The organism is Nisaea nitritireducens (genome assembly GCF_014904795.1).
GTDB classification, from domain to species: domain Bacteria; phylum Pseudomonadota; class Alphaproteobacteria; order Thalassobaculales; family Thalassobaculaceae; genus Nisaea; species Nisaea nitritireducens.
The window spans coordinates 19,054-32,859 of record NZ_JACZFS010000024.1 but is presented as its reverse complement, the minus strand read 5'-3'; the positions used below and the strand labels follow the sequence as shown (position 1 = coordinate 32,859).

General features: G+C 59.3%; 17 protein-coding genes. 8 read left to right on the top strand and 9 right to left on the bottom strand.

The genetic code is table 11. The annotated features are described in order from the left end of the window. Positions 1-40 precede the first annotated feature (40 nt). The 4 genes from IG629_RS09025 to IG629_RS09010 all read right to left on the bottom strand — a co-directional run bounded on the left by IG629_RS09025 (position 41) and on the right by IG629_RS09010 (position 2,634). Positions 41-598: a cupredoxin domain-containing protein gene (locus tag IG629_RS09025; RefSeq protein WP_193171630.1), complete on the bottom strand. Its 558-nt coding sequence runs from the start codon at positions 596-598 to the stop codon at positions 41-43. 82 nt (positions 599-680) lie between these two features. Further along, entirely contained in the window at positions 681-1,046 is a 366-nt protein-coding gene (locus IG629_RS09020) for a hypothetical protein (RefSeq protein WP_193171629.1), read from the bottom strand. Between the two features lie 185 nt (positions 1,047-1,231). After that, positions 1,232-1,621: a hypothetical protein gene (locus IG629_RS09015; protein WP_193171720.1), complete on the bottom strand. Its 390-nt coding sequence runs from the start codon at positions 1,619-1,621 to the stop codon at positions 1,232-1,234. A gap of 92 nt (positions 1,622-1,713) precedes the next feature. Continuing rightward, positions 1,714-2,634, bottom strand: coding sequence for a dihydrodipicolinate synthase family protein (locus IG629_RS09010; RefSeq protein ID WP_193171628.1), 921 nt, complete (start codon positions 2,632-2,634; stop codon positions 1,714-1,716). Positions 2,635-2,832: 198 nt separating this feature from the next. Here IG629_RS09010 and trhO point away from each other — a divergent pair, with 198 nt between their 5' ends. Both trhO and IG629_RS09000 read left to right on the top strand, forming a co-directional pair. Next, complete coding sequence (trhO, locus tag IG629_RS09005; protein WP_226886569.1) at positions 2,833-3,831, top strand: oxygen-dependent tRNA uridine(34) hydroxylase TrhO; 999 nt, start codon at positions 2,833-2,835, stop codon at positions 3,829-3,831. Further along, a complete protein-coding gene (locus tag IG629_RS09000) occupies positions 3,824-4,513 on the top strand; it encodes a glutathione S-transferase (protein ID WP_319025050.1) in 690 nt (229 codons plus the stop codon). Before trhO ends, IG629_RS09000 begins: the two co-directional genes overlap by 8 nt. A 25-nt stretch (positions 4,514-4,538) precedes the next feature. On the opposite strand, the gene IG629_RS08995 is transcribed toward IG629_RS09000, so the two are convergent. Continuing rightward, positions 4,539-4,913, bottom strand: a complete 375-nt coding sequence (locus IG629_RS08995; protein ID WP_193171626.1) for a VOC family protein — start codon at positions 4,911-4,913, stop codon at positions 4,539-4,541. A 96-nt stretch (positions 4,914-5,009) separates the two neighbouring features. After that, on the bottom strand, positions 5,010-6,056 hold the full coding sequence (locus IG629_RS08990) for a hypothetical protein (protein WP_193171625.1): 1,047 nt from the start codon (positions 6,054-6,056) through the stop codon (positions 5,010-5,012). A 335-nt stretch (positions 6,057-6,391) separates the two neighbouring features. On the opposite strand from IG629_RS08990, the gene IG629_RS08985 reads away from it, so the two are divergent. Then, entirely contained in the window at positions 6,392-6,913 is a 522-nt protein-coding gene (locus tag IG629_RS08985) for a CIA30 family protein (protein WP_193171624.1), read from the top strand. Positions 6,914-7,005: 92 nt separating this feature from the next. Further along, positions 7,006-7,854 carry a TauD/TfdA dioxygenase family protein gene (locus IG629_RS08980; RefSeq protein WP_193171623.1) on the top strand — a complete coding sequence of 283 codons (849 nt, stop codon included), beginning with the start codon at positions 7,006-7,008 and terminating at the stop codon, positions 7,852-7,854. A 9-nt stretch (positions 7,855-7,863) separates the two neighbouring features. Here IG629_RS08980 and IG629_RS08975 read toward each other — a convergent pair whose 3' ends face one another. Then, positions 7,864-8,052, bottom strand: coding sequence for a helix-turn-helix transcriptional regulator (locus tag IG629_RS08975; protein WP_193171622.1), 189 nt, complete (start codon positions 8,050-8,052; stop codon positions 7,864-7,866). Next, positions 8,049-8,426, bottom strand: coding sequence for a hypothetical protein (locus IG629_RS08970; RefSeq protein WP_193171621.1), 378 nt, complete (start codon positions 8,424-8,426; stop codon positions 8,049-8,051). Before IG629_RS08970 ends, IG629_RS08975 begins: the two co-directional genes overlap by 4 nt. A gap of 313 nt (positions 8,427-8,739) precedes the next feature. Between IG629_RS08970 and IG629_RS08965 the strand changes: the two genes are divergently transcribed. From IG629_RS08965 to IG629_RS08955, 3 genes are all read left to right on the top strand, one after another. Then, positions 8,740-9,462: a transporter substrate-binding domain-containing protein gene (locus tag IG629_RS08965; protein WP_193171620.1), complete on the top strand. Its 723-nt coding sequence runs from the start codon at positions 8,740-8,742 to the stop codon at positions 9,460-9,462. An 87-nt stretch (positions 9,463-9,549) separates the two neighbouring features. Beyond that, a complete protein-coding gene (locus IG629_RS08960) occupies positions 9,550-10,782 on the top strand; it encodes an aminotransferase class I/II-fold pyridoxal phosphate-dependent enzyme (RefSeq protein ID WP_193171619.1) in 1,233 nt (410 codons plus the stop codon). A gap of 47 nt (positions 10,783-10,829) precedes the next feature. Then, positions 10,830-11,729 (top strand): HNH endonuclease, encoded by a 900-nt coding sequence (locus tag IG629_RS08955; protein ID WP_193171618.1) that lies wholly within the window; start codon positions 10,830-10,832, stop codon positions 11,727-11,729. A 26-nt stretch (positions 11,730-11,755) separates the two neighbouring features. Here the strand turns inward: IG629_RS08955 and IG629_RS08950 are convergent, their stop codons facing one another. Then, positions 11,756-12,748, bottom strand: coding sequence for an NAD-dependent epimerase/dehydratase family protein (locus IG629_RS08950; RefSeq protein WP_193171617.1), 993 nt, complete (start codon positions 12,746-12,748; stop codon positions 11,756-11,758). Between the two features lie 138 nt (positions 12,749-12,886). On the opposite strand from IG629_RS08950, the gene IG629_RS08945 reads away from it, so the two are divergent. Next, positions 12,887-13,792 carry an allantoinase PuuE gene (locus IG629_RS08945; RefSeq protein ID WP_193171616.1) on the top strand — a complete coding sequence of 302 codons (906 nt, stop codon included), beginning with the start codon at positions 12,887-12,889 and terminating at the stop codon, positions 13,790-13,792. The last annotated feature ends 14 nt before the right edge of the window (positions 13,793-13,806 follow it).

Genomic DNA, 13,806 nt, shown 5'->3' with positions numbered 1-13,806 from the left:
TATATGGTGATCGGCAGCTCTGCGACTGCGCATGCGTGCGTCAGTGGCTCAGTTTGACCTTGCCGTGCATACCGGTCTCGTAGTGGCCTGGCACATTGCAGGCGAATTCGAGGTCTGCATGCTTCGGGAAGGTCCAGACGATCTCGCCGGACTTGCCCGGCTCCAGCAGCACGCTGTTTGCCTCGTCATGCATGCCGTGTCCCATGGACGCTTGCATGGCCTTCGCCGCCTCAAGGTTAATACGATCCGGCTCGAGCACGCCGTGCTCCATCATCATCATCATTTCCGGACGGTGGGCCTCGTGCATCGCCGCCGTGGCGATGTTGAATTCATGTACGAACTCGCCGGCGTTGCGGACCACGAAGCGGATGGTCTCGCCTTCCTTTATGTCCAATGATTCAGGCTCGTAATAATTGTCGTACATGGTGATTTCGATGGTTCGGGAAACCTTGGCGGGGTCACCCGGCTTGCCGATTTTCATGTCGTGCATACCGTGACCGCCGCCATGCGAGCCGGCGGCGAGGGCCGGGCCGGAGGTGAGCAGGGCAAATGAAAGGCTGGCGCCTAGGACAGCGCCAAGGATGTTGGAAGAGGACATGTGTGATCCTTCACGAACTGAGTAGATTTCTGAATTCAGCGGCCCGGCCGGATGGCGAGCGCCTGAAGTGATTGAAATCCGGTCAGATACGTGGAGGCGGTGTCTCGGCGGTGAGACTAATTCCCCGGAGCTGTGCGTCCGGCGTGGTGAAGAGTGAGAAACCGATATGGCCCGATGAAACCAGGTGTCCGGTTTCCGGAGGAAAAAAGCCGGTATGACAGTGGGATGCGGTCAAGTCAGCGCATGTCGTCACCTGATTGTCCGAACATCCGGTGTCCGGGCAGAACGCGGCACTGATCCGAGCAATTTCCGCGTGATCTATCGGCGCGCCAATGGCGTTATCGACAGCCGCGCCCGAGATGCCATCATGTGCTGGCATGCCGTGCCCGAACGACGGGAGCGCCGTCATCAGCAGGATCGCTGCCGCTATGAATGTTGTTCGCCACATGAAGTCTTTTTTAAGGCTTCCACCGACTGGAAGGTCAAGCGATAAACTTTACCGCTATGACTTTCCCTTTAAAACGCGGACGGTCGCCAAGTCAGCACGGCGCTTCAGGGTACTTAATTGGCGACATTCAGGTTATTGCCAGAGCGCCCGCCCGGGTTGGAGGGCGGGCACCGAGGCAAGGGCGTTTACTTGTTGACGTTCTGGCAGTCGCGAGGGCCGGTTCCCCAGCTTTTCCCGCCGCCATTTTTGCATTGCCGCTTGGTGTATAGCTCGGGGTCTTTTCCCTTTGGATATGTTCCGCCCGCCCGGCAGTTGTGATGGAAATAGCAATATTCCTTGGTGGATACGGGCAAGAAATTGTGTTTGGCAAAGCCATGAGCTGCCTTGGGCACATATGCTGCGAGCACGATGTCTGCGGAGGCGATCCGGAAGCTATTAACTGCGACCGTCGGAGAGGGGGCACAGATGGATGCGCCACCTCCCGCAATGGCTGGGCTGTGCAACAGGAAAGCCGGTGCAACCAGTGCCAAAGCCAAAGCCAGAATTCTTACGGTACGGGGCGATTTCTTGAACATAAGCTCCTCCAAAATGCGTGATGCGTGTCCTGGAGGACGCTCCGATCAAAAGAAATGTGAAACCGAGGTTAGGGATTAGAGTATGAATACGCTCATTTTCCCCACTTCAGCGCGATTGGGTCAACCTCCCGCGCCAGTTCCAGCAACTGCGTTCGTGTCTCCGGATGCAGCGGCGCCACCGGGTGCCGTACATGCTCGCTCGCGATCACGCCGCCTTCTTTCATCACCGCCTTGCTGGCGCGCCAGCCGCATTGACGGTTCTCGAAATTGATCAGCGGCAACAGGCGTTCGTAGACCCGCTTGGCTTCTGCCCGATCGCCTGCGAGGTGTGCCGCGATGGCGGGGCGGATCAGGTCGGGGATCATGGCGGAGGTCATGGAGCCGGTGGCGCCGGCATCGAGATCGGCCAGCAGGGTGATTGCTTCCTCGCCGTCGAACGGGCCTTCAATCGCATCGCCGCCTGCTTCGATCAGGGCGCGGAGCTTCGCCGCAGCTTGGGGAACCTCGATCTTGAACAGCTTCACCTGTTCGATCTCTTTCGCCATACGCACCAGGAAGGGCACGGAGAGGGCAACGCCGGAGAGCGGGGCGTCCTGCACCATGATCGGGATACCGCCGGCCTGGCTGGCGCGCTCGAAATGCTCGACCATGCCCGTCTCGTCAGCCTTCAGCGCGGCGCCGTGATAGGGCGGCATCATCATCACCATGGCGGCGCCCATTGCAGCCGCCTCTCGGGCGCGTGTCTCGACGATGCCGGTGGAGAAATGGGAGATGGTGACGATCACCGGAACCCGACCCGCCGTGTGCTCAAGGCAGAGCTTGGTCAGGTCCGCCCGCTCGGCATCGCTCAGGAGGAACTGTTCGGAGAAATTGGCGAGGATGCAGATGCCATCCACGCCTTGGTCCACCATGCAGTCGATCACACGCTTCATGCTCTCGAAATCGACTGCGCCATCGTCGCTAAAGGGCGTCGGCGCAACCGGCCAGATGCCGGAATAGGGTTTGCTGGTCATGGTGTTTTTCCTCCCTCGGTTCTTTTGCACGCAAGATGAGCCGTTCCGGGATGCATGTCACTTGCCGATCCGCGCAGTGTGTTGCTTCGGTTCTGATATGATCTTGAGATATAATTCTGGCGTCGGAGTAGATTTGGCGTCATCACACCGCCGCATGCGCAATAGGACTGAAGACGAGGATTGAAGGAGCTTCCTGAATTGACGGACGCGTCACACATCGCTGCACCTGATAACGACGTCCCGTTCGTGGTCGCGGCGCTTTACAAGTTTACCGCCCTGCCGGATTTCGAGGCTCGCCAGCCGGCGCTGCTGGAAGCCTGCCGCATGGCGGATGTGTACGGTACGCTTTTGCTGGCGTCCGAAGGCATCAACGGCACCATTGCCGGCAGCCGGAGCGGCATCGACGCGGTGCTTGCGCATATTCGCGGCATTCCCGGCTGTCAGGATATGGAGCTGAAGGAATCCTTCGCCTATGTGAATCCGTTCTTCCGCATGAAGGTCCGGCTGAAAAAAGAGATCGTCACGATGGGCGTGCCGGACATCGACCCGACCGAGAGCGTCGGCACCTATGTCGAGCCCGACGCATGGAACGATCTGATCAGCGATCCGGACGTCATCCTGATCGATACCCGGAACGCCTATGAAACCGGCATCGGCACTTTCAAGGGGGCGATCGATCCCGACACGACCACGTTCCGGGAGTTTCCGGACTGGTTTCGGAAGCAGGAAAGCCTGTCCCCCGAGGCCGTTCGCGGCAAGAAGGTGGCGATGTTCTGTACCGGCGGCATTCGCTGCGAGAAGGCAACGGCCTTCGTCAAACAGCAGGGTGTCGAGGATGTTTTCCATTTGAAGGGCGGCATCCTGAAGTATCTCGAAACCGTTCCCCGGGAAGAGTCTCTGTGGGAAGGGGAATGCTTCGTCTTCGATCAGCGCGTTTCCATAAAGCACGGCCTTGAGCTCGGCAGCTACGATATGTGCCATGCCTGCCGCAGGCCGATTGACGAGCAGGACAAGGCTTCACCTCTCTACGTGCCGGGTGTCTCTTGCCCGTCCTGTCACAGCACCAGCGATGCCAGCCAGAAGAAGCGTTTCGAGGAGCGCGAGCGTCAGGTGGAACTGGCGGAGCAGCGCGGCGAGCAGCATATCGGTACGGCTCATAAAGCGCCGTCAGTTCGGTCCGGGGATGGATGTGACTGACGATCAGGCCGTCACTGGCGCGGAGACATCCTGCCACCCGCTCCCGGTCCTCTATTCATTTCGCCGCTGTCCCTATGCGATGCGTGCTCGGCTGGCCCTGACGGCAAGCCGGCAGGATTGCGTGCTTCGTGAGGTTGTCCTTCGGGATAAGCCAGCGGAGATGCTGGAGCTTTCGCCAAAGGGAACAGTCCCCGTCCTGCATTTGCCCGATGGGCAGGTCCTGGAGCAGAGCCTCGACATCATGCGGTGGACACTGTCGCGCCATGACCCGGAAGGTTGGCTCAGACCGGAGGCCGGCAGCGTGGCGGAGATGGAAGCGCTGATCGGCGAGTGCGACGGGACCTTCAAGCATCACCTCGACCGCTATAAGTATTCTGTCCGGTATGGCCCCGAAACCGATCCTCTTTATCATCGAGGTGAGGGCGCGACTTTTCTCAAGCACTTGAACGAGCGTCTGAAAGGCCAGGCTCACCTGTTCGGAAACGGGCCAAGCCTTGCGGATTTCGCTATATTTCCCTTCGTGCGCCAGTTCGCCAATACCGGCCGGGAATGGTTCGACGCCCAACCTCTGGCCAATCTGCAAACCTGGCTCTCAGGTCACCTGAGCTCGGACATTTTTCAGTCGGTCATGCGCCGGAGGGAAGACACTGACAGCGCTGCAGTTCAGAGGTTGCTGCACTGAAATCACGGCTTCGGTGGGGCCGCGACTAATGAAAGCTCGCCTCGTCGCGGAGGGAGCAGAGATTGCCGTCCGGATCGGTGAAGTTGGCGATGGTGCCCCACGAATAGGTCTCGACCTCTATCGGGACGCCCTTGGCACGCAGTTCCGCCGCTGCAGCCTCTACATCCTCGACATTGAAGCGTAGTTTGGTCGGGTTTTGCTCAAGGCTTTTCCGTGCGGCTGGAGGCGGGCCGCCGACTTCGATCATCAGGTACGCGTCGCCGAGGGCGCAGCAGGTGAGGTGCGATCCGGGTTCGTCCTTTGTGTACATCACCGCAAGGCCGAGCGTTCCTGTGTAGAATTCCACGCAGCGCTCGTAATCAGCGGTGAAAAGGATGAGGCCGTGGCGCGTGAAGTTCATTGTCGTGCTTCCTTAATTGGTACTCTGAGCCTTGTTCTGGACGCAGCGCCTGCATGAGCGCTGGCGAGAAGTCGTCCAATGCGTCGGTACTGACCCTCAACCTTGCAGCAGGGTATGGAGGCCGTAGTAAAGGATGAAGGCGTTGACGAAGGCGAGATAGTAGAGGCCGGTCATGAAATAGGCCTCCATCTGTGGCGACTTTGTGGACAGCACCAGGATGTTGCGTGCGTCGGTCGGGCCGCGAACGATGAGCACGAACAAGACGGCATTGATCATCAGGTGGCCGATGGCATCGACCAGGCCAAACTCGAAAATCCCGAGTACCAGCAGGGTCTGGAAGGCGAAGGCGATCAAGCGGGTCGCCACCGACGCCGCGCCCAGCAAGGTGAAGATGATCACGAACTCCACGAACCCGGCCAGCACCATGTAGATTTCCGGGTCGATGCCCATCAAAATCCCAGGATGTTTGGCCAGCAGCGGATAGGTCCAATCCGGAAAGGCGAATTTCTCGATCGAGAGCCAGAGAAAATTGATCCCGGTGACAGCGTAAAGCGTCACGAAACCGGATTTCTTCCAGCCATATGAGGTGCTGGTTGTCGCCAAGAAGAAATAAGAGATGGCCGGGAAGATCAGGTAGTCGATCAGATGGAAAACGCCGTAATCGTGCAGTGCCAGGGCGTAGAGCAGCAGGATCCCAGCACCCAGCAGCGGCGTGGTCCACCGGCTGAACGCGCAGAGCGCTATGGCGAGTTGGAACCAGGGCACCCAGTCCTGATCGGCCGCCAGCTCCGGTGCAAGGTAGAAGCTGATCCCGCCGAATTCGGCCATGGCCCACGCCGATGCAAAGAACAGACCTGCCGCACCGCGCATAATCAGGATCGAAAGCCCGTCGAAGACCTTCAGCCGCTGGTGGAACGCGTCCAGGATGCCGCGACGCAGCGCTATGCGGTCGACCACGAAAAACAGGTAAACAAGACCGACCGAGATCAGGAAGAACGTTACGAAAATAGAGCTCAGTACCGCGTCGATAGACTTGGGCTGGGCCGAGACGTCGAAAGGCTCGAACCACTTGATATGTGCCGCTGCTGGCGAAGCGATCGACATCGTCGCAAGCAGGACTGTGAGGGTACGGACCATCTTCATTGCGAAATGTCCTCTGCCGCGTCTGAGGTGGCCTTCGAGCCTTGGAAAATCGGCTGGTAGATATTGTGTTCCCTGCCGGAGACAGTCACCGCGATCTCGATGATGAGCAGATCCAATATGGTTAACGCTCAGCTCATAGGTGAGGAATATACTCCGATGATCGAGGCATCAACTTTCAATTTGAGGAGTCGGAGACCTTTCCGGGTGCGGGCGCAGGCCTAACTCTCGGTGTCATGTGTTTCTATCTGCCAAACAGAGTGCCCATCTCTCGCCGCAACATCATTGGCTTCCTCGGCGTGATAGGGGCTACCTCACTCATCCCTGGGACATTCGCCATGGCTTCCGGCTCTCCGGTTATCGACGATCTTTCTCATCCGCATCCGCAGTCGCCTCGTGGCACGCACTGGCAACTCGTCTCCGATCAGGTGATGGGCGGCGTTTCGGCGGGAGAGATGACGCGGGAGACAGTCGATGGCCGCGTGGCGCTCCGCATGCGTGGCGAGGTGAGCCTGGAAAACAATGGGGGCTTTTTGCAGCTGGCGCTTGATCTCAATCCTGACGGGGCTCCGATGGACGCCTCCGGCTGGAAAGGGATCGAGCTGCAGGTGCTGGGTGCGGGGGAAGCTTACAATCTGCATCTGCGAACCGAAGACATGACGCGTCCCTGGCAATCCTATCGCGCGGATTTCATCGCCAACCCGGACTGGCATACCGTTAGGCTCGATTTTGCCGATTTCGAGGCCCATCGACTGGAGGCGCCGCTTGATCTGTCCAAGCTCCGGCGCATCGGTCTCGTGGCCATCGGCCGCGCCTTCGACGCCGATCTGGCGGTTTCCGGGGGCCGGTTCTACGCGTGATTGGGTGGGTGGCCTTCCGGCGCCGCTAGAATGCGGATAGCATTGCGACAGGGCCGCCTCTGGCGCTGTAACTTCGTGCATCTGGACCCGCCATGCCTACTCTCAAGAAACTCACCGGCTTCATCGGCGCGGAAATCGAATATCTTTCGCTCTCCGAGACCATCTCCGGCTCTGGTGCGGAGTTTCTGAAACGCAGCCTGGCGGAGCATCAGGTGCTTGTCCTGCGCGACCAGTACCTGACGTCGCCACAGCAGAAAGCGCTGACCCGTGTCTTCGGCCCGGCGATGCAGCTGCCTTACGTGTCGCCGCTGGAGGACGACCCGGAGATCATCGCCGTGCTGAAGGAAGCATCCGAGATCGGGGGTGGCGTCTTCGGTGGGGAATGGCATGCCGATTTCAGCTTTCTGGAAAACCCGCCCGCCGGATCGATTCTGAACGCGGTAGAAATACCGGATGTCGGCGGCGATACGGTCTGGGCCAGCCAGACGGTCGCTTACAGGTCGCTGCCTGCTGCGCTGAAATCTGTGGTGGATGGACGTAATGCCGTGCATGTCGGCAAGCCCTACGGCGTGAAACATGCGCCGCCTTCGGAAACACGGGCCAATGCCTCTATCCGGATGACCCGGGGCGATCCGGAAGCAGATCGGGAAACCTTCCATCCCGCCGTTATCACCGAGCCGGTCACCGGGGCAAAGGCGCTTTTCCTCAATCCGATCTACACCACCCGCCTCGACGGTATGACCGAGGAGGAGAGCCTGCCGGTCTTGCAGGAAATCTACCGGCATTGCACAAGGCCGGACTTCTCCTGTCGGCATAAATGGCGGGCGGGAGATGTGGTTATCTGGGACAACCGGACGACGCTGCATTACGCGACCAACGATTATGATGGCCACCGCCGGTTGCTCTATCGAACGACCTTTTCAGGTGCGGCCCCTCGATAGAGGTGCCGTCTACTCCTCGAAGACCTCCTCGATCCGCAGCTGCATCACCCGGGCAATAGTGAAGGCGAGCGGCAGGCTCGGGTCGTAACGGCCGTTCTCAATGGCGTTCACCGTCTGGCGCGAGACTTTTAGCAATCCGGCGAGATCCGCCTGGGACCAGCCCCGTTCCGCGCGCAGCGTCTTCAGGCTGTTCTTCATCGATAGCGCCGCCGGGCAATCACACCGCCGACAATCCAGAATCCGGCCATCAGCGGCCAGACGGCGAACATGGAGAGTTTCGGGAACCCGACACTTTCCAGAAAGCCGTAGCTGAAGGTGGAGAGCGCAGTGGCGGCGAAAGCAATGGCCAGCGCCTCGAACTGGATCATCCGCTGCATCTCGTCCACCCGCCTGACCTGCCGGATCACCGACCAGCATACCGCCGCCGCCGGAAGCATGGGGAGAAGTGCTATGAATGGCCTGAGCGCATGGTCCGGCTCTAGAGCGGTCAGCAGGCCATTTGAGACAAGGAGCGCGACGACATAGGCGGCAAAAGTTGCGCCGAGTTCGATCAGGTAGCGGGATATTTTCATGCCATTTCCATGTAAAGTTTCTTTTACATGAAGCGCAACTTGACGCGTGTCAAGGAAGCTTTACATAAAGGCGCGCCGCGTGGCTGAATTTTGATGCTGTGGCTCCTCTTCCTGCTTCTGGTTATGATGATCTGATCGACCAAGTTTCTGTGGTTGAGTTGTTTTGTGACTCGCTATGTCCCGGATTCCATTTGCATTTTATTAATATGCGAAATTTCATCGCTATTTCCCCCGATTAAGTTGAGCATTATAGTGTGACGTGCGCCGGAACTTTGTCCGACCGGCTGCGCCTGCATGGGGAGTGCTTTGGAGAATGATCGATATTGAGGATTATGGGCTGACGGAGCCCGGCAAGCTGAGAGCGGGGATCAATCTCGGAAATGTGCTGCTGGTAACCGGCACGACAGAAGGTGGGAACCCGTCGGGGGTCTCGCCAGCGATCGCAGCGGCCATTGCTCGCAATTTCGGGTTCAGCATCTCCTATTGCACCTATCCTTCGCCGGGCGCGGTGGCCGATGCGGTTGACGGGGATGAGTGGGATATCTGTCTGATCGCCGAAGACCCGAAGCGGGCGGAAACCATAGAATTCTGCGGCGCTTATGCTGAGATCGAGGCTACCTACATGGTGCCCGCCGGCTCGAAACTGATGAGCCTGGAAGACGTGGACAAGCCGGGCGTGCGGATCGCGGTGTCCGACCGCTCCGCCTACGATCTCTATCTCAGCCGGGCCTTGAAACATGCCGAGCTGAAACGGGCGCCCGGACTGAAGGCGGCGTTCGAGTTGTTTCGCGATCAGAAACTGGAAGCATTGGCCGGCCTTCGTCCGGCTTTGCTGGAGAACGCAGCGAGCATGCCAGGCGCAAAGGTCCTGGACGGGTCCTATACGGCGGTTCGTCAGGCGGTCGGCGTCAGGCCGGGAAATCCGGCCTTTGCCAAGGCGGTAAAGCGTTTTATTTCGGAATCCAGATCGAACGGTCTGGTTGACGGGCTGATCAACGAGTTCGGTCAGCGTGGCCGGCTGTCTGTCGCGTCCTGACGTAAACTGGGACAATCCGGCTCTGGCCTCTGAATCGCTCCTCTGCTAGCGTCCGCTGCACCGCAACAGTGTAACCGGATCGAGCCCATGTCCGACCTCGAAACCCTTTCCGCCGCCTACCGCAATTTGAAGTCCCGTAACCAGAATATCGACATGACGCGGGGCAAGCCCTCGGCGGCCCAGCTCGATCTGGCGGCGGCGATGTTCGATCTCGTCAGCAGTGACGATTGCAAGGGCGCTGACGGCACCGATTACCGCAATTACGGCATTCTGGCCGGTATTCCGGAAGTGCGGGCGCTGTTCGCGGAGTTGATGGAGACGACGCCGGATTTGGTGATCGCGGGCGGCAACGGAAGCCTGCAAATGATGTATGACGCGCTCCTGGGTGCGGTCATGTTCGGCGTGCCGGGCGGTGACGGTCCGTGGACGGGGGCGAAGTTTATCTGCCCGGTGCCGGGGTATGACCGCCATTTCGCCATCTGCGAGCGGCTTGGGATCGAGATGATCCCGGTCGAGATGCTGGATGACGGGCCGGACATGGATGCGGTCGAGACGCTGGTCGCCGATGATGCGTCCATCAAGGGCATCTGGTGCGTGCCGAAATACTCCAACCCGACAGGCGCGGTCTATTCCGACCTGACGGTGGATCGGCTCGCGGCGATGAAGACCGCCGCGCCGGATTTCCGGATCATGTGGGACAACGCCTATGTGGTGCACCATCTGACCGGTGACATAGCGACGGTCAAAAACATCCAGAAGGCGGCGGAGGCGGCGGGTAATGCAGACCGTATCCTGACCTTTGTCTCGACGTCCAAGATCACTCTGGCCGGCGCCGGGGTGGCAGCGATGTCCGCCTCCAAAACCAACATCGACGATCAGTTGGAGCGAATGTTCTATTCCAGCATCGGTCCGGACAAGGTCAATCAACTCCGCCATGTCCGCTTCTTCAAGGATACGGCTGGAATTGCGGCACACATGGTCAAGCATGCCGAGATCATCGCGCCTAAATTCGCTGTCGTTGAAAAAGCTCTGACCGCAGCCTTCGAAGGCACAGATCTGGCCAGCTGGACCAAGCCCGAGGGCGGTTATTTCGTTAGTGTTGATCTCGCTGACGGTTGCGCCGCGGAAACCGTGAAGCTCTGCGCCGAGGCCGGCGTGAAGCTCACCGCTTCCGGCGCCTGCTTCCCCTACGGCAAAGATCCGCGCGACCGCAACATCCGCCTGGCCCCAACCATGCCGACAGAGGATGAGCTGGAGCGCGCGATGGAAGTGTTCTGCACGACGGCGAAGATGGTGTGTTTGAAGATGGTTGGGGATTGATGTCAGCGTTGAATCATCAGCTGTTGTACGCAGATTAAGTAGGCCTCATGGGATTCGGTATTTTTATCCACCGTGCCGACTCTATTTACGAGGATAGTCCCGCCGAGCGCTATCAGTTCCCGCGCCAATACTTCAAACGTGCGGTCGCGTGCGTTGGCGGCTGGATCGTCTACTACGAACCAACCAAAGTTCTAAATACACGTGGATATTATGCCGCTGCGAAAGTCGCGCAAATCGTCCCCGATCCAACCGCTTCGGATATGTTTCTCGCATTGATCGAGCCGGGAACATATTTACCATTTCCCAACACGGTTCCCCTTTCGTTGGGGGGTGAATATGTCGAACGGGGATTGCTTAGTGTCGATGGAAATCTCACAGGCCGGGCTCAATCCGCTGTTCGACCGCTTTCACCGGAAGACTTTAGCCGGATTGTAGGTTTGGGACTGGGCGACGAGGGCCCCGTTCTGCCTAGAAATGAACAACCGGAACCCGCAGATGGGTTTAGAGAAGACCAAGAACCATTTCTGCATGACATTGAGCGGGACAGGGTCGCTGTTCTTTCATCACGCGTAGCCCGAGATAGGGTTTTCCGTGAAGTTGTGCTGAAGGCTTATGATGAGCGATGCGCGATCAGCGGAATAAAGCTCATTAATGGCGGTGGCCGCGCAGAGGTTGAGGCGGCTCATATTCAGCCGGTTACACGTGATGGGCCAGACATCGTCAATAATGGGCTCGCGCTCTCCGGTACGGTGCATTGGATGTTTGATCGTGGTGTGATCAGTTTGAGCGATGACCTTGAGATACTCGTGTCGCGGCAAGCAAATGATCCCGATGCGGTTCGGGCGCTAATTAATGAGACTGGCCGCGCATTACCAACATCACGACCCTCTGACCGTCCTCACCCTAAGTATCTTGATTGGCATCGTAACAACTGTTTCAAACTATAGTCCCTCATCCCAACGGACCTGAGGCATCAGGACTTCCCTAGCCAATAGTCTCCATAGCTGTCCGCCCATTTCTTGAAATCCGCGAAGCTCCGCTCCGGGTTCAGATCGGGTGACCAGTCGAGCGCTTCCTTCAGGCGTGCGCTCACCAGCAGTTGCCTGTCTGTGTCGCCATGCAGGTTCACGGTCGGTTCCTCCTCCGGTTTGGCGAGACGCCAGGAGAAGTCCGGATAGCCGCCTGCCAGCAATTCGCACCAGTCGGCCGTGCTCCAGGGATCTGAGCAACTGATGTTGAAAACATCGTATGGGCGGCTCTCCGAATTGATCAGCCTGACCAGCGCGTCGGCGATGTCGCGGCTGTAGGTCCAGTCCCGCATGTCGCGATAGCGGAGGGTTGCCTCGCTGCCCTTGAGGGCGATGAGGGATGCCTGCATCTGCGGGCTCAGCGTGTCGCGCAACCCACTGTCTACTTCCCACGGGCCGAATACGCCGGAGAGGCGGACGCTGAACATGTCCATTTGCCACAGCTCGGCCAGCCGGCGGGTGATGCATTCGGAGGCAAACTTCGTCGTCGAATACATGTTGTGCGGCCAGGCCGGGAGGTCTTCGGAGAGCGGTTTGTCACCGAAGGCCGTTGTGCCATAGGCGGCAGTGGAGCCGACATTGATCACCCGTTTCAGCCCGGCATCGCGTGCAGCTTCCAGAGCGGCGGTGAACGCCATCAGGTTGACCTCGAGGATCGAGCGCGGGGCGTTGGCATCCCGTTCCGGGCCGGCGGTGATGGCGGCGGCGCAGAACATCCGGTCGACCTTGTTTTCCTTCAGGGCGGAGAGGATGGCGCCGTCCTTGAGCGCATCGCCGACGGTTTCGACGACAGTGCCCGGATGCGTCTCGAAGGCGCGCCTGGCGGCAGCCGGGATCGGGCGCCGGTCGAACACGACGACGGTTTCGCCTTTCGCCAGCAATGCCTCCGCGATGTTGAGGCCGACAAAACCCGCGCCGCCCAAAATCAGCACTGCCATTTCTCTCTCCAGTTCGCCCGTTGACTTGTAGGGGTGATCCTAATGCAGGTGGGTTTATTTCCAAGAAGTTCCAAAGGCATCGCACCTTGGACGGTCACGCGCTAGTCTTCCCCGCGTACAGTTGGGGAGTTCAGGAGCATGACTGCATATCCGCGCGACTTTGTCGGCTATGGGGCCAATCCGCCGGATCCGCACTGGCCTGGCGGGGCGCGTTTGTCGGTGAACTTTGTCGTCAATATCGAGGAGGGATCGGAATATTCGATTCATGACGGTGACGGGTTCTCCGAGTCCGGCCTGACGGAATCGCCGGGTTCGCCGAATATGCCGGGCAGCCGCGATCTCGCCGCAGAATCGATGTTCGAGTATGGCAGCCGGGTCGGGTTCTGGCGGGTGCTGCGTCTGTTTCAGGAACGGGAAATGCCGGCCACCTTCTTCACCTGCGCTCTGGCTGTGGAGCGCAATGCGGAACTGGCGGCGGCAATCCGGTCCTCGGGTTTCGATATCTGTTGCCACGGATGGCGCTGGGAGGAGCACTTCAAACTCCAGCGTGACCAGGAACAGGAGCATATCCAGCGCGCCGTCGCTTCCTTGCAGAAGACACTCGGAGAGCGCCCGCTCGGCTGGTATTGCCGTCACGGCCCGGGGGAGGCGACGCGGGAGCTTCTGGTGGAGGAAGGCGGCTTTCTTTATGACAGCGACGCCTATAACGACGAGTTACCCTATTGGGTCGAAGTCGATGGCAACCCACATCTCGTCGTGCCGTATTCCCTGACCCACAATGACTCGAAATTCTCACGGGGCTGGCTCAATACCGGCCAGCAGTTCTTCGAGTTTATCCGGGATGGCTTCGATATGCTGTATGCGGAGGGGGCGACGCAGCCAAAGATGATGTCGATCGGTCTGCACACGCGGCTCATCGGCCATCCGGCACGGGCTGCCGGGTTGGCGCGCCTGCTCGATTACATCAAAGGGTTCGACGATGTCTGGGTGACGGGGCGGCTGAATATCGCCCGTCACTGGTGGGAGCATCATCCATATCGCTGATTGGCAGCCGGATA